The sequence below is a fragment of the Pseudomonas rubra genome (assembly GCF_028656935.1).
Classification (GTDB): Bacteria; Pseudomonadota; Gammaproteobacteria; order Pseudomonadales; family Pseudomonadaceae; genus Aquipseudomonas; species Aquipseudomonas rubra.
Map to the genome: position 1 here is coordinate 1 of NZ_JAMDGZ010000027.1, position 18,970 is coordinate 18,970.

At 61.2% G+C, this 18,970-nt stretch carries 17 protein-coding genes and 1 pseudogene; 14 read left to right on the forward strand and 4 right to left on the reverse strand.

Annotation, left to right across the window (positions count from 1 at the left end):
* Positions 1-121, reverse strand: a pseudogene (locus M5G17_RS27810) (IS110 family transposase); the annotation flags it as partial.
* A gap of 258 nt (positions 122-379) precedes the next feature.
* Here M5G17_RS27810 and tilS point away from each other — a divergent pair.
* From tilS to ispD, 6 genes are all read left to right on the forward strand, one after another.
* Positions 380-1,675, forward strand: a complete 1,296-nt coding sequence (tilS, locus tag M5G17_RS13405) for a tRNA lysidine(34) synthetase TilS (protein WP_273893391.1) — start codon at positions 380-382, stop codon at positions 1,673-1,675.
* A gap of 271 nt (positions 1,676-1,946) precedes the next feature.
* Positions 1,947-3,575: a CTP synthase gene (locus M5G17_RS13410; protein WP_273893392.1), complete on the forward strand. Its 1,629-nt coding sequence runs from the start codon at positions 1,947-1,949 to the stop codon at positions 3,573-3,575.
* 3 nt (positions 3,576-3,578) lie between these two features.
* Positions 3,579-4,424, forward strand: coding sequence for a 3-deoxy-8-phosphooctulonate synthase (gene kdsA, locus M5G17_RS13415; protein WP_273893393.1), 846 nt, complete (start codon positions 3,579-3,581; stop codon positions 4,422-4,424).
* Positions 4,425-4,577: 153 nt separating this feature from the next.
* Complete coding sequence (gene eno, locus M5G17_RS13420; protein WP_273893394.1) at positions 4,578-5,867, forward strand: phosphopyruvate hydratase; 1,290 nt, start codon at positions 4,578-4,580, stop codon at positions 5,865-5,867.
* Between the two features lie 161 nt (positions 5,868-6,028).
* Entirely contained in the window at positions 6,029-6,307 is a 279-nt protein-coding gene (gene ftsB, locus M5G17_RS13425; protein ID WP_038996723.1) for a cell division protein FtsB, read from the forward strand.
* The gene (gene ispD / locus M5G17_RS13430) at positions 6,304-7,011 is read left to right on the forward strand and encodes a 2-C-methyl-D-erythritol 4-phosphate cytidylyltransferase (RefSeq protein WP_273893395.1); all 708 of its coding nucleotides are present in this window, start codon (positions 6,304-6,306) and stop codon (positions 7,009-7,011) included. Before ftsB ends, ispD begins: the two co-directional genes overlap by 4 nt.
* A 77-nt stretch (positions 7,012-7,088) precedes the next feature.
* Here ispD and M5G17_RS13435 read toward each other — a convergent pair whose 3' ends face one another.
* Positions 7,089-7,985, reverse strand: a complete 897-nt coding sequence (locus M5G17_RS13435; protein ID WP_273893396.1) for a LysR substrate-binding domain-containing protein — start codon at positions 7,983-7,985, stop codon at positions 7,089-7,091.
* Between the two features lie 106 nt (positions 7,986-8,091).
* Here M5G17_RS13435 and M5G17_RS13440 point away from each other — a divergent pair, with 106 nt between their 5' ends.
* The 8 genes from M5G17_RS13440 to rpoS all read left to right on the forward strand — a co-directional run bounded on the left by M5G17_RS13440 (position 8,092) and on the right by rpoS (position 15,270).
* Positions 8,092-9,204: an S-(hydroxymethyl)glutathione dehydrogenase/class III alcohol dehydrogenase gene (locus M5G17_RS13440; RefSeq protein WP_273893397.1), complete on the forward strand. Its 1,113-nt coding sequence runs from the start codon at positions 8,092-8,094 to the stop codon at positions 9,202-9,204.
* 8 nt (positions 9,205-9,212) lie between these two features.
* Positions 9,213-10,067 carry an S-formylglutathione hydrolase gene (gene fghA / locus M5G17_RS13445; protein ID WP_273893398.1) on the forward strand — a complete coding sequence of 285 codons (855 nt, stop codon included), beginning with the start codon at positions 9,213-9,215 and terminating at the stop codon, positions 10,065-10,067.
* A gap of 71 nt (positions 10,068-10,138) precedes the next feature.
* Positions 10,139-10,612, forward strand: a complete 474-nt coding sequence (gene ispF / locus M5G17_RS13450) for a 2-C-methyl-D-erythritol 2,4-cyclodiphosphate synthase (protein WP_273893399.1) — start codon at positions 10,139-10,141, stop codon at positions 10,610-10,612.
* Positions 10,609-11,667: a tRNA pseudouridine(13) synthase TruD gene (truD, locus tag M5G17_RS13455; protein WP_273893400.1), complete on the forward strand. Its 1,059-nt coding sequence runs from the start codon at positions 10,609-10,611 to the stop codon at positions 11,665-11,667. The genes ispF and truD overlap by 4 nt, the downstream gene beginning before the upstream one ends.
* Positions 11,655-12,404 carry a 5'/3'-nucleotidase SurE gene (gene surE, locus M5G17_RS13460; protein WP_273893402.1) on the forward strand — a complete coding sequence of 250 codons (750 nt, stop codon included), beginning with the start codon at positions 11,655-11,657 and terminating at the stop codon, positions 12,402-12,404. Before truD ends, surE begins: the two co-directional genes overlap by 13 nt.
* A complete protein-coding gene (locus M5G17_RS13465) occupies positions 12,404-13,081 on the forward strand; it encodes a protein-L-isoaspartate(D-aspartate) O-methyltransferase (protein ID WP_273893403.1) in 678 nt (225 codons plus the stop codon). Before surE ends, M5G17_RS13465 begins: the two co-directional genes overlap by 1 nt.
* Before the next feature lie 178 nt (positions 13,082-13,259).
* On the forward strand, positions 13,260-14,156 hold the full coding sequence (locus M5G17_RS13470; protein WP_273893404.1) for a peptidoglycan DD-metalloendopeptidase family protein: 897 nt from the start codon (positions 13,260-13,262) through the stop codon (positions 14,154-14,156).
* A gap of 106 nt (positions 14,157-14,262) precedes the next feature.
* Complete coding sequence (gene rpoS, locus M5G17_RS13475; RefSeq protein WP_130263482.1) at positions 14,263-15,270, forward strand: RNA polymerase sigma factor RpoS; 1,008 nt, start codon at positions 14,263-14,265, stop codon at positions 15,268-15,270.
* 534 nt (positions 15,271-15,804) lie between these two features.
* Here the strand turns inward: rpoS and fdxA are convergent.
* Both fdxA and mutS read right to left on the reverse strand, forming a co-directional pair.
* Positions 15,805-16,128: a ferredoxin FdxA gene (fdxA, locus tag M5G17_RS13480; protein ID WP_038996711.1), complete on the reverse strand. Its 324-nt coding sequence runs from the start codon at positions 16,126-16,128 to the stop codon at positions 15,805-15,807.
* A gap of 139 nt (positions 16,129-16,267) precedes the next feature.
* Positions 16,268-18,838, reverse strand: a complete 2,571-nt coding sequence (gene mutS / locus M5G17_RS13485; RefSeq protein ID WP_273893406.1) for a DNA mismatch repair protein MutS — start codon at positions 18,836-18,838, stop codon at positions 16,268-16,270.
* Positions 18,839-18,970: the final 132 nt, after the last annotated feature.

Here is an 18,970-nt window from a genome sequence, read left to right on the forward strand (position 1 = left end):
GCTTGATTTCAAGTTTGGAATTTTTCAGTCTGATGAGCTCATCACGGTCATCGTGATGAACAACCAGCTCAGCTTTGGCAACATCCACGCCCACGATCAACTTATCTACCCGCATTGCCATGGACGGCTCCTGAGGTTATGGTTTTTTCGGCTTGAAGGGGTTTCACCAAGAGGCGCTGGCTTGCTTCTATCGTCGCTTGAAAACGATGCATTCTTTATCGGCGCTTTGGTGGAAGGGGTGGGGCGATGTCTCCCACGGTCTGTACTGCTGTGAACAGTCAGAATCGGGCATTTAGTCCCACCACCCCTTCAAGTCTTACCATACAAGCGGGCTTGCCCCGCGATCGAGCGCAAAGCGCTCGCCACCGGGTCGACGCTGATGATTGATCTTCACACCAAGCTTGCCCCCTACCTGAACGCCCCCTCCTGGACCATCGCCCTCTCCGGCGGCCTGGACTCCACCGTCCTCCTGCACTTGCTGGCAACCCTTTCACGTCAGCAAACCTTGCCCCCGATCCGCGCCATCCACATCCACCACGGCTTGCAAGCTGCGGCTGACGCCTGGCCATCGCATTGTCAGCGCCTGTGTGACGATCTGGGCGTCGAACTGCAGATCATCAGGGTCAGGGTCACCCCTGGTGCCAGCATCGAGCAGGGTGCTCGTGACGCGCGCTACGCAGCCTTTGCCGAGGCCATGGCCACTGGTGAAATCCTGCTGACCGGCCAGCACCGCGAAGACCAGGCCGAAACCTTGCTGTTTCGCCTGTTGCGCGGTGCCGGCCTGCGCGGCTTGAGCGCCATGCCTGCGCAGCGGCCGTTGGGCCAGGGCATGCTGGTGCGGCCTTTGCTGGGCGTTTCGCGCAATGAGCTGCAGCGCTACGCTCAAGCACAGCAGTTGTCCTGGATCGAGGATCCGTCCAACGACGACACGCAGTTCTCCCGCAATTACCTGCGCCACCAGGTGTTCCCCGCGTTACTGCAGCGTTGGCCGCAAACGGCGCAAAACCTGGCGCGCAGCGCTGAACACCTGAGCGGGGCTCAGGGCCTGCTTGATGAGCTGGCCCTGGAGGATCTGGCACGGGCCGCAACTGCGGCACCATTCGGCTGGCTTGGCCTGGACTCGCTCGACCTCGAGGTACTGCGCCAGCTATCCCCGGCCCGTCAGCACAACGCCCTGCAGTACTGGCTGGCCCAGCGCACACGCTTGCCCGATAGCCGTCACTGGGCCGGCTGGGACGCCCTGCGCGACGCGGCATCCGACGGACGGCCACTGTGGCGCCTGACCGACGGTGAACTGCATCGGGCCAACGCACGTATCTGGTGGCTGGCCGGTGGCTGGCTCAAGCCTGTGGGCGTTCCTCAAGGGTGGCCTGAACCGGGCAAGCCGCTGTCGTTGGGCGACAATGGCAGTGTCAGCCTCAGCGGCACGTTGCCGCAGGGGCCGTTGCGCATTGCCTACCGCCAGGGCGGCGAAACCCTGGCAATCAACGGCCGTGGCCAGCGCGACCTGAAGCGCCTGCTCAACGAGTCGCAGCTGCCGTTGTTTGCGCGCGGGCGCCTGCCGTTGCTGTACTGCGGCGAACAATTGCTGGCCGTGGCCAATCTGCCGGGGTTGAGCCAAGGCGACTGGCAATTGCACTGGCATGCACCGACGAGCGAGCAAGGTTTGAGATGAAAGGCACTTTCGGGTAGACTACGCTCCCTTCTTGATACAGCTTCTGTGGCTTCCCCGAAATCACAGCAGTTGCCGATTACCAAGCAGTTTTTTGCTGGGCGATTCTAAAAATGTTTAGCGAGCTCCTAACCGGGTATCCAAGCCCCGGTGTGACCAGACGCGGCAGTTTTTTAAGATGCACTGTGATTGACGCAGGTGATCGGGGGCTTCGGCCTTCCTTCGCTTTCCCCGGCGGCACTGACCGCTTTAACGCAGACTTCTAGGGTTTTTCATGACGCGCTACATATTCGTCACGGGCGGTGTTGTTTCTTCATTGGGGAAAGGCATTGCCTCGGCTTCATTGGCGGCCATCCTGGAGGCGCGGGGGCTCAAGGTCACCATGCTCAAGCTGGACCCGTACATCAACGTCGACCCGGGCACCATGAGTCCGTTCCAGCACGGTGAAGTGTTCGTCACCCACGACGGCGCCGAAACCGACCTGGACCTGGGCCACTACGAGCGGTTCATCCGCACGACCATGACCCAGAACAACAACTTCACCACCGGCCGTATCTACGAGCACGTGCTGCGCAAGGAGCGCCGTGGTGATTACCTGGGCGCGACCATCCAGGTCATTCCGCACATCACTGACGAGATCAAGCGCCGCATCATCAAGGGTGCTGGCGATGCCGACGTGGCCCTGGTGGAAATCGGCGGTACCGTGGGTGACATCGAGTCGCAACCGTTCCTCGAAGCTATCCGTCAGCTGCGCGTTGAAGTGGGCTCCAAGCGCGCCATGCTGATGCACCTGACCCTGGTCCCGTACATCGCTACCGCTGGCGAGACCAAGACCAAGCCGACCCAGCACTCGGTCAAGGAGCTGCGCTCCATCGGCCTGCAACCTGACGTGCTGATCTGCCGCTCCGACCATCCAGTAGATGTCTCTTCGCGTCGCAAGATTGCCCTGTTCACCAACGTCGAAGAGCGTGCGGTGATCTCCCTGGAAGACGTCGACACCATCTACAAGATCCCGGCCGTATTGCACGCCCAGGGCCTGGATGACTTCGTCGTCGAGCGTTTCGGCCTGCAATGCAACGGCGCTGACCTGTCCGAGTGGGAAAAGGTCGTCGACGCCAAGCTCAACCCTGAGCACGAAGTCACCATCGCCATGGTCGGCAAGTACATGGAGCTGCTGGACGCCTACAAGTCGCTGATCGAAGCGATGAGCCATGCCGGCATCCAGAACCGCACCAAGGTCAACCTGCGCTACATCGACTCCGAAGACATCGAGAACCAGGGCACCAGCCTGCTCGAAGGCGCCGATGCGATCCTGGTCCCGGGCGGTTTCGGCCTGCGTGGCGTCGAAGGCAAGATCACTGCCGTGCAGTACGCTCGCGAGAACAAGGTCCCGTACCTGGGTATCTGCCTGGGCATGCAGGTGGCGGTCATTGAATTCGCCCGTAACGTCATGGGTTGGAAAGACGCCAACTCCACCGAGTTCGATCGCAACAGCGGCCATCCGGTCGTCGGCCTGATCACCGAGTGGGAAGATGCCACCGGCGCGGTTGAAACCCGTACCGAAGCGTCCGACCTGGGTGGCACCATGCGTCTGGGCGCCCAGGAGTGCCAGCTGGCAAGCGGCTCCAAGGTCCACGATTGCTACGCCAAGGATGTGATCGTCGAGCGTCATCGTCACCGTTACGAAGTGAACAACAACCTGCTGCCTAAGCTGGTCGAAGCCGGCCTGAAGGTTTCCGGTCGTTCCGGCGACGGTGCACTGGTCGAAGTGGTCGAGTCCCAGGATCATCCATGGTTCGTCGCTTGCCAGTTCCACCCCGAGTTCACCTCGACCCCGCGTGACGGCCATCCGCTGTTCAGCGGTTTCGTCAAGGCGGCACTGGCTCAAAAGAACAAGGCCTGATTCATGACCCAGAAGATCATTCGCGTCGGTAACATCGAGATCGCCAACGACAAGCCGTTCGTCCTGTTCGGCGGCATGAACGTGCTGGAATCCCGTGACCTGGCCATGAAGGTCTGCGAAGAGTACGTGCGGGTTACCGAAAAGCTCGGTATCCCCTACGTGTTCAAGGCCAGCTTCGACAAGGCCAACCGTTCGTCGATCAACTCCTACCGTGGCCCAGGCCTGGAAGAGGGGATGAAGATCTTCGAAGAGATCAAGAAGACCTTCAACGTGCCGGTCATCACCGACGTGCATGAGCCCGAGCAAGCTGCCGCGGTGGCCGAGGTCTGCGACATCATCCAGTTGCCGGCCTTCCTCTCGCGCCAGACCGACCTGGTAGTGGCCATGGCCAAGACCGGTGCGGTGATCAACATCAAGAAGGCGCAGTTCCTCGCACCCCAGGAGATGAAACACATCCTGAGCAAGTGCGAAGAGGCCGGTAACGATCAGTTGATCCTCTGCGAGCGTGGTTCGAGCTTCGGTTACAACAACCTAGTCGTGGACATGCTCGGCTTCGGCATCATGAAGCAGTTCGAGTACCCGGTGTTCTTCGACGTGACCCACTCCCTGCAGATGCCGGGTGGTCGCGCCGATTCCGCCGGTGGTCGCCGCGCCCAGGTCACCGACCTGGCCAAGGCGGGCCTGAGCCAGGGCCTGGCTGGCCTGTTCCTCGAGGCGCATCCAGATCCGGACAACGCCAAGTGTGACGGTCCATGCGCCCTGCGCCTGGACAAACTGGAGCCTTTCCTGGCCCAGCTCAAGCAACTTGATGATCTGGTGAAGAGTTTTCCGACGGTAGAAACCGCGTAATCCTCGATTCTCCGGTAAAGTACCCCCCGTTCAACCTCTGACCCTCGGGTCAGGGGTTTGCTTTCGCTGGGCCTGCCTGTTTCAAATTGCCCGGCGAGCGGCAAGATTTTTCTCAGCTGCGTTGTTTTCGTCAATTCTGGAGTGCTTACAACAATGGCAAAAATCGTCGACATCAAAGGTCGTGAAGTTCTCGATTCGCGTGGTAACCCTACCGTAGAAGCGGACGTGCTGCTCGACAACGGCATCATCGGCAGCGCCTGCGCGCCGTCCGGTGCTTCCACTGGCTCGCGCGAAGCGCTGGAGCTGCGTGATGGCGACAAGAGCCGTTACATGGGCAAGGGCGTGCTGAAGGCAGTTGCCAACATCAACGGCCCGATCCGTGACCTGCTGCTGGGCAAGGACCCGGTTGACCAGAAAGCCCTCGATCACGCCATGATTAAGCTGGACGGTACCGAGAACAAGGCTACCCTGGGCGCCAACGCCATCCTCGCCGTATCCCTGGCTGCTGCCAAGGCTGCTGCCCAGGATCAGGACCTGCCGCTGTACGCGCACATTGCCAACCTCAATGGCACCCCAGGTGTTTACTCGATGCCGGTTCCGATGATGAACATCATCAACGGCGGCGAGCACGCCGATAACAACGTCGACATTCAGGAGTTCATGGTCCAGCCGGTTGGCGCCAAGACCTTCTCCGATGGCCTGCGCATGGGCACCGAAATTTTCCATCACCTCAAGGCTGTGCTGAAGGCCCGTGGCCTGAACACTGCTGTGGGTGACGAAGGTGGTTTCGCGCCAAACCTGGCTTCCAACGAAGACGCCCTGGGCGCCATCGCTGAAGCTGTGGCCAATGCTGGCTACAAACTGGGCACTGACGTGACCCTGGCTCTGGACTGCGCCGCGAGCGAGTTCTACGAAGACGGTAAATACAACCTGTCCGGCGAAGGTAAATCCTTCGACGCTGAAGGTTTCGCCGAGTACTTGAAAGGCCTGACCGAGCGTTTCCCGATCATCTCGATCGAAGACGGCCTGGATGAGTCCGACTGGGCGGGCTGGAAGATCCTCACCGACAAAATCGGCGAGAAGGTGCAACTGGTCGGTGACGACCTGTTCGTGACCAACACCAAGATCCTCAAAGAAGGCATCGACAAGAGCATCGGCAACTCGATCCTGATCAAGTTCAACCAGATCGGCTCGCTGACCGAAACCCTGGAAGCCATCCAGATGGCCAAGGCTGCCGGTTACACCGCGGTGATCTCGCACCGTTCGGGCGAAACCGAAGACTCGACCATTGCCGACCTTGCCGTGGGTACCGCTGCCGGCCAGATCAAGACTGGTTCGCTGTGCCGTTCCGACCGCGTCTCCAAGTACAACCAGTTGCTGCGTATCGAAGAACAACTGGGCAGCAAGGCTGTGTACCGTGGTCGTGCCGAGTTTCGCGGCTAAGCAAGAGATGGTAAAAAGACAGCAGCAAAGCGGCGCCGGGCGGTCATACTGATCGTTCAGAAGCCCTTGCTGCAGGTGTCTGAACACAAAGCCTGGCTTCGGCCAGGCTTCGTGCCATCAGCGACCTGCAGATGTGGCGGTCTTTTCCACTGGATACCCTGATGCGCAGTCCTTATTGGTTGTTCCTCGTCTTGCTCCTGCTGCTCGGTGGCCTGCAGTATCGTCTGTGGGTGGGCAACGGCAGCTTGGCCCAGGTCACCGAACTCAAGCAACAGATCGCTGACCAGCACGCTGAAAACGAGCGTCTGCTGGAGCGTAACCGCGTGCTTGACGCCGAAGTGCTGGAGTTGAAGAAAGGTATGGAAACCGTTGAAGAACGGGCTCGCCACGAACTGGGTATGGTCAAGGAGGGTGAAACCCTCTACCAGCTTGCCCAATGAACCAGACCTTGCCGGCCTTCTGGGCCGTGATTCCCGCCGCGGGTGTCGGTGCCCGCATGGCTGCCGACCGTCCCAAACAGTACCTGCAACTGGGTGGGCAGACCATTCTCGAGCATAGCCTCGACTGTTTTCTTGATCACCCCCGCGTCAAAGGGGTGGTGGTCAGCGTTGCCGCTGACGATCCTTACTGGCCCGGTTTGCGCTGCGCCAGCGATACACGCATTCAGCGCGCCGAAGGTGGCCGTGAGCGCGCAGGCTCCGTGCTCAATGCGCTGTTGCTGCTGCACGCCCAGGGCGCGGCAGACAACGACTGGGTGCTGGTGCACGACGCCGCCCGGCCGAACCTGGCACGCAGCGACCTCGATCGCCTGCTGGCCGAGCTTGCCGATGATCCGGTGGGCGGCCTGCTGGCGGTGCCGGCGCGCGATACCCTCAAGCGTGCGGATGCCAATGGCCGGGTAAGCGCCACCATCGACCGTAGCACAGTGTGGCAAGCCTATACCCCGCAGATGTTTCGCCTTGGCGCCCTGCACCGGGCCCTGGCCGACAGCCTGGTGGCTGACGTGGCGATCACCGACGAGTCTTCGGCCATCGAGTGGGCGGGGCAAGCGCCACGGTTGATCGAAGGCCGTAGCGACAACATCAAGGTCACCCGCCCGGAAGATCTGGAGTGGCTGCGCCAGCGCTGGGCCAAGCGCGGCTGAGAATCTATCGCGGGTCAAGCCCGCTCCCACAGGGATGATGGAGATCCTGTAGGAGCGGGCTTGACCCGCGATGCCTTTCAGGCACCTCGATACTCAGGCAGTCCCGCCAACCCCTCTCGCAAATAATCCACCAACTTGCGCACCTTCGGCGACAGATGCCGCTGCTGCGGATACAGCGCCCACACGGCTGTATTCGGGGGCTGATGAGCCTCAAGCAACGATACGAGAGCTCCACTTTTGAGGTGCTCAAGCACGTAGTAATCCGGCAACTGGCACAAGCCCATCCCCTGCAATGCGGCATCCAGCACTGCCTGGCCACTGTTGCAGCGCCAGTTACCCTGCACTCGCTGATTGATCTCGCGACCCTCCTGCTGCAACGCCCAGCTGTCAGAGCTACCGATCAGGCAATTGTGCCGCGCCAGCTCCGAAAGGCTATGGGGCCGTCCGTAGCGTGCCAGATACGCCGGTGACGCACACAGGTACATGCGCCGTGGCGCCAGGCGCGTGGCCACCAGCCGTGAGTCTTGCAGGCGGCCCAGGCGAATCGCCAGGTCCATGCCCTCATGCAGCAGGTCCAGGGTGCGGTTGCTCAGTTCGATATCCACCCGCAATTGTGGATACGCCGCCATGAAGCGCGTCACCAACGGCACGATGAAACGCTCGCCGTAGGCCACCGCGCAGGTCATGCGCAGCAGGCCCTTGGGTTCTCCGGTCAAGTCACCCATGGCGCGCAACGCTTCTTCGCGGCCATCCTGCAGGCGCTGGCAGTGTTGCAGGAAGGTCTGCCCGGCTTCGCTCAGGGTGACCCGCCGGGTGCTGCGGTACAGCAGACGGGTTTGCAGGCGCTCCTCCAGGCGGGCGATCTGCCGGCTGACATGGGACGACGAGACCCCTAACCGTTCGGCAGCAGCGGTGAACTGGCCGGCCTCGGCCACGGCGACGAATTCGTCGATGCCTTCCCAGCGATTGCTCATTGATTATCCCTGTACAGCAATAATGTTTTGTCTTTGTCTGGATTATTCATCAAATATTGATGAATTACACTGTCAGCCTGAACTGACCCCTTGCTGGAGAAGATTGATGATCAAGTCCCGTGCCGCCGTTGCCTTCGAGGCCAAAAAACCGCTGGAGATCGTCGAGGTCGACGTGGCCATGCCCAAGGCTGGCGAGGTGCTGCTACGCGTGGTCGCCAGCGGCGTCTGTCATACCGACGCTTACACCTTGTCCGGTGCCGACCCGGAAGGCATCTTCCCGTCGATCCTCGGCCACGAAGGCGGGGCCGTCGTTGAGGCCATTGGTGAAGGTGTGACCTCGGTTGCCGTGGGTGATCACGTGATCCCGCTGTACACCCCCGAATGCGGCCAGTGCAAATTCTGTCGCTCCGGCAAGACCAACCTGTGCCAGGCCATCCGCGCCACCCAGGGCAAGGGCCTGATGCCCGACGGCACCACGCGCTTTTCCTACAAGGGCCAGCAACTGTTCCACTACATGGGCACTTCGACCTTTTCCGAGTACACCGTGCTGCCGGAAATCTCCGTGGCCAAGATCCAGAAAGAAGCGCCGCTGGAGAAGGTCTGCCTGCTCGGTTGCGGCGTGACCACCGGTATCGGCGCGGTGCTCAACACCGCCAAGGTCAAGCCGGGCGATACCGTGGCCATCTTCGGCCTGGGCGGCATCGGCCTGTCGGCGATTATCGGTGCGGTCAAGGCCAAGGCTTCGCGGATCATTGCCGTGGACATCAACCCGAGCAAGTTCGAAATTGCCAAGCAGCTGGGCGCCACCGATTGCGTCAACCCGAAAGACTATGACCGCCCGATTCAGGAAGTCATCGTCGACCTCACTGACGGTGGCGTCGACTTCTCCTTCGAGTGCGTGGGCAACGTTCAACTGATGCGCGCGGCACTGGAATGCTGCCACAAGGGCTGGGGCGAGTCGGTGATCATCGGCGTTGCCGGTGCCGGCCAGGAAATTGCTACCCGTCCGTTCCAGTTGGTGACCGGGCGGGTCTGGCGTGGTTCGGCCTTCGGCGGCGTACGTGGCCGCAGCGAACTGCCAAGCTACGTGGAAATGTCGGAAAAGGGCGAAATCCCGCTGGATACGTTCATCACCCATACCATGGGCCTGGAAGACATCAACAAGGCGTTCGACCTGATGCACGAAGGCAAGAGCATTCGCAGCGTCATCCACTTCTGAGGTCTGCCATGAGCCTGGAAAACATCTCCTGTCAGAAAAGCTTCGGCGGCTGGCATAAACGCTACCGCCATCGCTCCCAGGTGCTCGGTTGCGACATGGTGTTTGCCGTGTACCTGCCTCCGCAGGCCGAGCAGGGCGGCACGTTGCCAGTGCTGTACTGGCTGAGTGGCTTGACCTGTACCGATGAGAACTTCATGCAAAAGGCCGGTGCCCACAAGCTTGCGGCCGAGCTTGGCATGATCATCGTCGCCCCCGACACCAGCCCGCGTGGCCCACAGGTGCCTGCTGACCCGGAGGGCGCCTGGGACTTCGGCCTGGGTGCCGGGTTCTACCTCAACGCCAGCGAGCAGCCGTGGGCCCAGCACTACCGCATGCACGACTACGTGGTGAAGGAATTGCCGGCCCTGGTCGAGGCGCATTTTCCGGCGTCCGGGCAACGGAGCATCAGCGGCCACTCCATGGGCGGCCATGGTGCGCTGGTCTGCGCCCTGCGCAATCCCGGGCGTTATCGTTCGGTGTCGGCGTTCGCGCCGATCAGCAACCCGATGGATTGTCCGTGGGGGCAGAAGGCATTCAGCCGTTACCTGGGCGAGGACCGGGCACGCTGGCGCGAGTGGGATGCCAGTGTGTTGCTGGCCGAGGCGAGTGAACGCTTGCCGTTGCTGGTTGACCAGGGTGATCGCGATGACTTTCTCGATAACCAGCTCAAGCCACAGGTGCTCGAACAGGCGGCGAAAGCGGCGGACTATCCGTTGACCTTGCGGTTGCAGCCGGGCTACGACCACAGCTACTACTTCATCGCCAGCTTCATCGACGACCACTTGCGTCATCATGCCGCAGCGCTGACAGGTGAGGGTAACTGATCCTACAAATCAAGCCCAAGCGCCGGCAAAGCAGGTAGAATCACGCCCTGACTCAATCAGGGCGTTTTTTTATGCGTATTGGCCACGGCTACGATGTGCACCGCTTCGCGGAAGGCGATTTCATCACCTTGGGTGGGGTGCGCATTGCGCACAAGTTCGGGCTGCTGGCTCATTCTGATGGCGACGTCGTGTTGCACGCCCTGAGCGATGCCCTGCTCGGCGCAGCCGCACTGGGCGATATCGGCAAGCATTTTCCCGACACCGATCCGCAGTTCAAGGGCGTCGACAGCCGCGTGCTTTTGCGCCATATCGTGAAGATCGTTCAGGCCAAGGGCTGGAAAGTCGGCAATGTCGACGCCACCATCGTTGCCCAGGCGCCGAAGATGGCCCCGCACATCGACACCATGCGCCAGTTGATCGCGCAAGACCTGCAGATCGAGCTGGACCAGGTCAACGTCAAGGCCACTACCACCGAAAAACTCGGTTTTACCGGGCGTGAGGAAGGCATTGCCGTTCACGCTGTTGCCCTGTTGCTGCCGGCATGACCGAACTCGAACTGCTGGGCCCTCGGGCAGCGGGCGAAGCGCTGGGCAGCGCAATTCTCAAGGCCACCGCTGAAGACTTCCAGGTCGATGAAGTACTCGATATTCCCCTGAGCGGGACAGGTGAGCACTTGTGGCTGTGGGTCGAAAAGCGTGACCTCAACACCGAAGAGGCAGCCCGCCGCCTGGCCCGTGCCGCCGGGGTACCCCTGCGCAGCATCAGCTACGCCGGTCTCAAGGACCGTCAGGCCCTGACCCGCCAGTGGTTCAGCCTGCACCTGCCGGGCAAGGCTGACCCGGACCTGAGCGCTGCGCAAAACGAAACCCTGAGCATCCTCAAACAAACCCGTCACTCGCGCAAATTGCAGCGTGGTGCGCATTCGGCCAATGGTTTCACCTTGCGCCTGACCGGCCTTACGGCCGAGCACGCGGCACTGGATACGCGGCTTGAGCAGATTCGCAGCCAGGGTGTGCCGAACTATTTTGGTACCCAGCGCTTCGGTCATGGCGGCGGCAATGTTCATGATGCCCGTGACTGGGCCGGCCGCCAGGCGCTGCCGGAGCAGCGCAACGTACGCTCACGGCTGCTTTCCAGTGCCCGCAGCTACCTGTTCAACCAGGTGTTGGCCCAACGTGTGGCCGACGGCAGTTGGCAGCAGGCACAGGTTGGCGATCTGCTGGCGTTCACCGACAGCCGCAGCTTTTTCCCAGCGGGCGAGGCCGAATGTTCCGATCCTCGCCTGGCGATTCTTGACCTGCACCCCACCGGCCCGCTGTGGGGCGAGGGCCAGTCCGGTGCCATAGGCGTAACCGGTGAGCTCGAACAAAACATCGGCGAACAGCACGCGGCGTTGTGCCAATGGCTGGCGCGAGCGGGCATGAGTCACGAACGGCGCATCCTGCGACTGCCCATTGGCGGTCTGACGTGGCATTATCCCGAGCCTGATATCCTGCAACTGGAATTCGTCCTTCCGGCCGGATGCTTCGCCACCGTGGTGGTGCGCGAGCTTGTTGATCTGGTGCCGGCAGGGCAGACGGACAGCCCATGCGTATTCTGATTTCAAACGACGACGGGGTTACCGCACCTGGTCTTGCCGCGCTGCATGCCGCGCTGGCGGATTATGCCGAGTGTGTGGTGATCGCCCCGGACCAGGACAAGAGCGGCGCCAGCAGTTCGTTGACGCTCGATCGGCCGTTGTGCCCGCAAACTCTGGACAACGGCTTCATCAGCCTCAACGGTACGCCGACCGATTGCGTCCACCTGGGCCTCAACGGTCTGTTGGAGACTACCCCGGACATGGTGGTGTCGGGTATCAACCTGGGCGCCAACCTGGGCGATGACGTGCTGTATTCCGGCACGGTGGCGGCGGCGCTGGAAGGGCGTTTTCTGGGCGGCACCTCGTTCGCCTTCTCGTTGCTTTCGCGCCTGCCGGACAACCTGCCGACGGCGGCCTACTTCGCGCGTAAGCTGGTCGAGGCCCACGCCACTCTCGAACTGCCGCCGCGCACCGTGCTCAACGTCAATATCCCCAACCTGCCGCTGGAGCACATTCGTGGCATCCAGTTGACTCGCCTGGGGCATCGCGCACGCGCGGCGGCGCCGACCAAGGTGGTCAACCCGCGGGGCAAGGAAGGTTACTGGATCGCGGTTGCCGGTGATGCCGAAGACGGCGGCCCGGGTACCGACTTTCATGCGGTGATGCAGGGCTATGTCTCGATCACCCCGCTGCAGTTGGACCGGACCTTCAACGATGCCTTCGAGCGCCTTGACGGCTGGCTGGAGGGGTTAATCTGATGCGCGAGCAGGACGATCTGATGCGCCATGGTATCGGCTTTACCTCTGAGCGAACCCGCGAGCGGCTGATCAAGCGCCTGATCGAGGAAGGGGTGTCGAACCCCAAGGTGATCGACGTACTGCGTCGCACGCCACGCCACCTGTTCGTCGACGAGGCCCTGGCGCACCGCGCCTATGAAGACACCGCACTGCCCATCGGCAACAACCAGACCATCTCCCAGCCGTTCATGGTCGCGCACATGAGCGAGCTGCTGCTTGAAGCAGGGCCGCTGGACAAGGTGCTGGAGATCGGCACCGGTTCGGGTTACCAGACCGCGATCCTGGCACAACTGGTCGAGCGGGTGTTTTCCGTGGAACGCATCAAGGTCCTGCAAGATCGTGCCAAGGAGCGCCTGACCGCACTCAACCTGCGCAACGTGGTGTTCCGCTGGGGCGATGGTTGTGAGGGCTGGCCGGCACTGGCGCCCTACAACGGCATCATCGTCACCGCCGTGGCGCCCGAGGTGCCCCAGGCCTTGCTCGACCAGCTCGCCCCGGGCGGGCGCATGGTCATTCCGGTGGGGCCGACCGGCGAGACCCAGCAACTGATGCTGATCGTTCGCGAAGAGCACGGCTTCTCGCGCCGGGTGCTTGGCGCAGTACGCTTCGTGCCATTGCTCACCGGGCCGCTGGCCTGACCCGGATTATTTTCGCCCCGGACGAATTCCTGCGGCATTGCCCTGTCTATCTGGCGGGCTACCATAATCTGTTGCAGATCACGTTTGGCAATGCCTGACGTCCGCGGCGCGGCGAGCTCGGGTATAATTGCAACAATATTGCATTTTTGGCATCGGTCACCATTAGAGGGAGCGGCGGGTGGGGCACACAATCATTCGGCAGCGCAAAGGGCTATCGAACTTCAAGCTTCTGCTGATTGCACTGGCTGTAGGCACGCTGGTGACGGGGTGCTCGAGCACGTCCTCGAACAGTGTCCGGGTGGTCGATCGCAACAACGCAGCCCCTAAGCGCCCCGTGGTCACTACCGGCCAGTACGTGGTGCGCCCGGGCGACACCCTGTTCTCCATCGCCTTTCGTTATGGTTGGGACTACAAGGCCCTGGCTGCCCGTAACGGCATCGCCCCGCCGTACACCATCCGTCCCGGCCAGGCGATTCGTTTTGACGGGCGCTCAAGCGCTCCGGCTGCAACAGGAACTACCACGGTCGTCACCAGTACGCCGTCCTCCTCGAGCAAGACCACGGTTTTCAAGCGGCCGCTGGACAGTTCTGGTAAGCCGGTCGCCCCCCCTGCGACAGTGCCTGAAACCACACCAAACACCCCTCCGGTTGCCCCGGTTGTAGCCACCACGACACCCGTCCAAGTGCCCCCAGCAGGGCGTTCCACGGCCGGCTGGGCCTGGCCGGCCAATGGTGTGCTGATTGGGAAATTTGCTTCAAACGGTAGTTTGAATAAAGGCATTGATATCGCCGGTGATTTGGGACAGCCTGTTTTTGCTGCATCTGATGGTTCAGTTGTCTACGCCGGGAGTGGCTTGCGGGGCTACGGCGAGCTGGTAATCATCAAGCACAACGATACCTACGTCAGTGCCTACGGCCACAACCGCAGGCTTTTGGTTCGGGAGGGACAGCAGGTCAAGGTAGGGCAGACAATTGCCGAAATGGGGTCCACGGGTACTGACCGGGTGAAACTTCATTTTGAAATTCGCCGCCAGGGCAAACCTGTCGATCCGCTGCAATTCCTGCCACGTCGTTGATTGCTAGGCCCGGCCTGTTCCTCGCGTAGAGGGGACAGGCTCCAGCGCTGCCAAGGATTAAGGCGTCGCTCGAGTCTGAGTTCGAACTCAGCAAAGGACTATAACAATGGCTCTCAGTAAAGAAGTGCCGGAGTTTGACATCGACGATGAGGTTCTCCTGATGGAGACCGGCATTGTTTTGGAAACGGATGTGATGTCAGACGAACCTGCTGTATCTACGGTTCGGACCAAGGCTAAACAGGGCTCAACGCTCAAGCAGCACAAGTACATCGACTACACCCGTGCACTTGATGCGACCCAGCTTTACCTTAATGAAATCGGCTTTTCGCCTTTGCTTTCACCGGAAGAGGAAGTTCACTTTGCGCGTCTGTCGCAACGTGGCGACCCCGCCGGGCGCAAGCGCATGATCGAAAGCAACCTGCGCCTGGTGGTTAAAATCGCCCGACGTTATGTCAACCGGGGGCTTTCGCTGCTCGACCTGATCGAGGAGGGCAACCTCGGCCTGATTCGTGCGGTTGAGAAGTTCGACCCCGAACGCGGCTTTCGGTTCTCTACCTACGCCACCTGGTGGATCCGTCAGACCATCGAACGGGCGATCATGAACCAGACCCGGACGATTCGCCTGCCCATTCACGTGGTCAAGGAACTTAACGTCTATCTGCGCGCCGCCCGCGAACTGACCCAGAAGCTCGATCACGAACCGTCCCCGGAAGAGATCGCCAGCCTGCTGGAGAAACCGGTCGGCGAGGTCAAGCGCATGCTTGGGCTCAACGAGCGGGTATCCTCGGTGGACGTGTCCCTGGGGCCGGATTCGGACAAGACTCTGCTCGATACCCTGACCGATGACCGTCCTACTGATCCGTGCGAGCTGCTTCAGGACGATGATCTGTCGCAAAGCATCGACCAGTGGCTCAGCGAGCTGACCGACAAGCAGCGAGAGGTAGTAATTCGCCGCTTTGGCTTGCGCGGCCACGAGAGCAGTACCTTGGAGGATGTTGGCCTGGAAATCGGCCTGACCCGCGAGCGGGTACGGCAGATCCAGGTGGAGGGGCTCAAGCGTCTGCGTGAGATCCTCGAGAAGAACGGCCTGTCCAGCGAGTCGCTGTTTCAGTAGAAGCTGCGGTATTGCTGTGAAGAGCGCCCCGACTTGTCGGGGCGTTTTTGTTTCTGGCTGACGCTGAAGGCCCCGAGAACCTTTTCCCCTTGGTGCTGATGAAACATCCGGGTTTGAGCGCGATCCGACGACAATGTTGGTACTGTTCTAGTTCATGTAAGTCATTGCTTACATGTCGTGTAAGCCTTAGCTGTACACTTTAGTAAATCGTTGTCGTTTTTACTGTGCGCTTTTATATAACTATCTGATTAATATAAATTTATTTGTTTATGACAGTTATGTTGCCGCAGCTTTTTGAGAGCTTTGTGCAGTTGTGAGGAATCTTGGAAACGCTAATATTTGTCCTGTGTCTACGGACTGACACAGGCTTTCAAGGATGGAGGCCAAGGACATCGCAGGATGCGATTCATCAGGATGATGAAAGGGAACAAAGGGACTACGGAAAAAATGTGGGCGGGTTAAACCGCCCCTTTTTTTTGCCTGCTAAAACATGAAAAAAGGCCCTCGAAGGGCCTTTTTTGTTGATCGGGGCGCTTAGCGCTCCAGATCGGCGATCTTGCCGGTCTTGCCATCCCACTCGGCGGCGTCTGGCAGCGAATCTTTCTTTTCGGTGATGTTCGGCCAGATTTCCGCAAGCTCGGCATTGAGCTCGATGAAGTTCTCCATGCCGGCTGGCACTTCGTCTTCCGAGAAAATGGCGACGGCGGGGCATTCAGGCTCGCACAGTGCACAGTCGATGCACTCGTCCGGGTGAATGACCAGGAAGTTCGGGCCTTCGTAGAAGCAGTCCACCGGACAGACTTCTACGCAGTCGGTGTACTTGCACTTGATGCAGTTGTCGGTGACGACGAAGGTCATTTCTAATTCTCTCCTCAGGCGACGGCAGCGTACCCTTCCAGACAGGGCCGCTCGGTTTGGTTGTTCGGCTGCAGGCCAGGCTAGTAACCTGCAGCGCCACCAAACCGCGCGGGATTCTATCAGCTTGTGCGGGCCCGCGTTATAACAGAGTCTTTAGTGTATAGAGCATTTCGATAGCTTGACGCGGCGTCATGTTGTCCAGGTCCAGCTTTCCGAGCTTCTCGATGGCCGGATGCGGCAGGCTGGCAAACAGGTCGCTTTGGTGCGGTACTGCAGGTGCACCTTGGTGCTGCTGCACAGGCATTTCATGGGGTAGGCTGGCGGTTTCCAGGCGGCCCAGGTGTTCACGGGCACGCTGGATGACCGGCGACGGCACGCCAGCCAGTTGCGCTACCGCCAGGCCGTAGCTCTGGCTGGCTGGCCCGGGCAGCACATGGTGCAGGAACACGATCCGCTCATTGTGCTCGGTGGCGTTCAGGTGCACGTTGGCTACCAGCGGCTCGTTATCGGGCAGAACCGTCAGCTCGAAGTAGTGGGTGGCGAACAGGGTATAGGCACGCAATTGCGCCAGGCGCTCGGCGGCAGCCCAGGCCAGCGACAGGCCGTCGAAGGTGCTGGTGCCGCGACCGACTTCGTCCATCAGCACCAGGCTGCGCTCGGTGGCGTTGTGCAGGATGTTGGCGGTTTCGCTCATCTCGACCATGAAGGTCGAGCGGCCACCGGCCAGGTCGTCGCTGGAGCCGATGCGGGTGAAGATGCGATCGACCAGCGACAGCTCGCAGGCGGCAGCCGGGACAAAACTACCGATATGCGCCATCAGCACGATCAATGCGGTCTGGCGCATGTAGGTGGACTTACCGCCCATGTTCGGGCCGGTGATCACCAGCATCCGGGTGTTGTCATCCAGGGCCAGGTCGTTGGCCACGAACGGCGTGGTCAGCACCTGCTCGACCACCGGGTGACGGCCCTGGGTGATGCGCATGCACGGCTCGTCGACAAAGCTTGGGCAGTTCAGGTCCAGGTTCAGCGCGCGTTCGCCAAGGTTGCTCAGCACGTCCAGCTCGGCCAGGGCCGCAGCAGTGTCCTGCAACGGTGCCAGGTGCCCGATCAGGTTTTCCAGCAAGGCATCGTAGAGCATCTTCTCACGGGCAAGTGCGCGGCTTTTGGCCGACAGCGCCTTGTCTTCGAAGGTTTTCAGCTCCGGGGTGATGAAGCGCTCGGCGCCCTTGAGGGTCTGGCGTCGGATATAGTCAGCGGGCGCCTGCTCGGCTTGCTTGCTCGGCAACTCGATGAAGTAGCCGTGCACCCGGTTGTAGCCGACCTTGAGGTTGGCCAGGCCCGTGCGGGCTTTCTCGCGGGCTTCCAGGTCGATCAGGAACTGGCCGGCGTTCTCGCTCATGGACAGCAGTTCGTCGAGCTCGCTGTCGTAGCCGGTCTTGAGCACGCCGCCGTCGCGGATCACCGCAGGTGGGTTGTCGATGATGGCTTTGGCCAGCAGGTCGGCCAGTTCCGGGTAAGTGCCGGCAATGGCCGCCAGGCGCGCCAGGTGCGGCGCCTCAAGCTCGGCCATGGCGTTTTGCAGTTCAGGCAGGGCACCGAGGGCATCGCGCAGGCGCGCCAGATCGCGAGGACGGGCGTTACGAAGGCCGATACGGGCAAGAATCCGCTCGATGTCGCCGATTTCCTTGAGCTGTGGCTGCAGCTTTTCGAAACGATAGCCATCGAGCAGGCAGCGAATCGACCCCTGACGTGCCTGCAGGACTTTCAGGTCGCGCAGCGGGCGGTTCAGCCAGCGGGTCAGCAGACGGCTGCCCATGGCGGTCTGGCAGCGGTCGATGACCGACTGCAGGGTGTTGTCACGGCCACCGGCCAGGTTCACGTCCAGCTCAAGGTTGCGACGGCTGGCGCCATCGAGCACCACGGTGTCGTCCAGGCGCTCATGCTTGAGGCTACGCAGGTGCGGCAGGGCGGTACGTTGGGTTTCCTTGGCATAGCCGAGCAGGCAGCCGGCAGCGCCGATGGCCAGGGTCAGCTTCTCGCAGCCAAAACCCTTGAGGTCTTGGGTGGCGAATTGCTGACAAAGACTTTTACGTGCCGAATCGCGGTCAAAATCCCACGGTGCACGGCGACGTGTACCACGGCGTTTTTCCGCAGGCAGGCCCTGGGGCCAGTCATCCGGGATCAGCAACTCGACCGGATTGATGCGTTCGAGCTCAGCCAGCAGGTTTTCCCAGCCCTTGATCTCCAGCACGCTGAAGTTGCCGCTGGTGATATCCAGCACGGCCAGGCCGAAAAGGCGTTCGTCACCCAGTACCGCAGCGATCAGGTTGTCGCGTCGCTCGTCGAGCAACGCCTCGTCGCTGACCGTCCCGGGGGTGATGATCCGCACCACCTGGCGCTCCACGGGGCCCTTGCTGGTGGCCGGGTCGCCGATCTGTTCGCAGATCACCACCGACTCGCCCAGCTTCACCAGCTTGGCCAGGTAGCCCTCGGCCGCGTGGTAGGGGATACCGCACATGGGGATCGACTGGCCCGCCGACTGCCCGCGGGCGGTCAGGGTGATGTCCAGGAGTTTTGCGGCTTTCTTCGCATCTTCGTAGAAGATCTCGTAGAAGTCGCCCATGCGGTAGAACATCAGCTGGTCCGGGTGCTGGTTTTTCAGCTTCCAGTACTGCTGCATCATCGGGGTGTGTGCGGAAAGATCGCTCATTGCAGAAACAGGGCTCGCAGTGTCGTTGTAGACCAAAGGCAAGCGGGCAATGGTACAGGGATTTTATTCGGGCTGCCGAGGGCAAACGGGCGGGCGCGACCATTTGTCCGTGCATATCCATGCATAACCGGG

What these genes read in the sequence shown, in the direction of transcription:
- truD (WP_273893400.1), top strand. Translation starts at nt 10,609, where the DNA reads ATGACCGAACTCGAACTGCTGGGCCCTCGGGCAGCGGGCGAAGCGCTG.
- tilS (WP_273893391.1), top strand. Translation starts at nt 380, where the DNA reads ATGATTGATCTTCACACCAAGCTTGCCCCCTACCTGAACGCCCCCTCC.
- rpoS (WP_130263482.1), top strand. Translation starts at nt 14,263, where the DNA reads ATGGCTCTCAGTAAAGAAGTGCCGGAGTTTGACATCGACGATGAGGTT.
- ftsB (WP_038996723.1), top strand. Translation starts at nt 6,029, where the DNA reads ATGCGCAGTCCTTATTGGTTGTTCCTCGTCTTGCTCCTGCTGCTCGGT.
- M5G17_RS13435 (WP_273893396.1), bottom strand. Translation starts at nt 7,985, where the DNA reads ATGAGCAATCGCTGGGAAGGCATCGACGAATTCGTCGCCGTGGCCGAG.
- eno (WP_273893394.1), top strand. Translation starts at nt 4,578, where the DNA reads ATGGCAAAAATCGTCGACATCAAAGGTCGTGAAGTTCTCGATTCGCGT.
- kdsA (WP_273893393.1), top strand. Translation starts at nt 3,579, where the DNA reads ATGACCCAGAAGATCATTCGCGTCGGTAACATCGAGATCGCCAACGAC.
- fghA (WP_273893398.1), top strand. Translation starts at nt 9,213, where the DNA reads ATGAGCCTGGAAAACATCTCCTGTCAGAAAAGCTTCGGCGGCTGGCAT.
- M5G17_RS13410 (WP_273893392.1), top strand. Translation starts at nt 1,947, where the DNA reads ATGACGCGCTACATATTCGTCACGGGCGGTGTTGTTTCTTCATTGGGG.
- fdxA (WP_038996711.1), bottom strand. Translation starts at nt 16,128, where the DNA reads ATGACCTTCGTCGTCACCGACAACTGCATCAAGTGCAAGTACACCGAC.
- M5G17_RS13440 (WP_273893397.1), top strand. Translation starts at nt 8,092, where the DNA reads ATGATCAAGTCCCGTGCCGCCGTTGCCTTCGAGGCCAAAAAACCGCTG.
- M5G17_RS13465 (WP_273893403.1), top strand. Translation starts at nt 12,404, where the DNA reads ATGCGCGAGCAGGACGATCTGATGCGCCATGGTATCGGCTTTACCTCT.
- mutS (WP_273893406.1), bottom strand. Translation starts at nt 18,838, where the DNA reads ATGAGCGATCTTTCCGCACACACCCCGATGATGCAGCAGTACTGGAAG.
- ispD (WP_273893395.1), top strand. Translation starts at nt 6,304, where the DNA reads ATGAACCAGACCTTGCCGGCCTTCTGGGCCGTGATTCCCGCCGCGGGT.
- ispF (WP_273893399.1), top strand. Translation starts at nt 10,139, where the DNA reads ATGCGTATTGGCCACGGCTACGATGTGCACCGCTTCGCGGAAGGCGAT.
- surE (WP_273893402.1), top strand. Translation starts at nt 11,655, where the DNA reads ATGCGTATTCTGATTTCAAACGACGACGGGGTTACCGCACCTGGTCTT.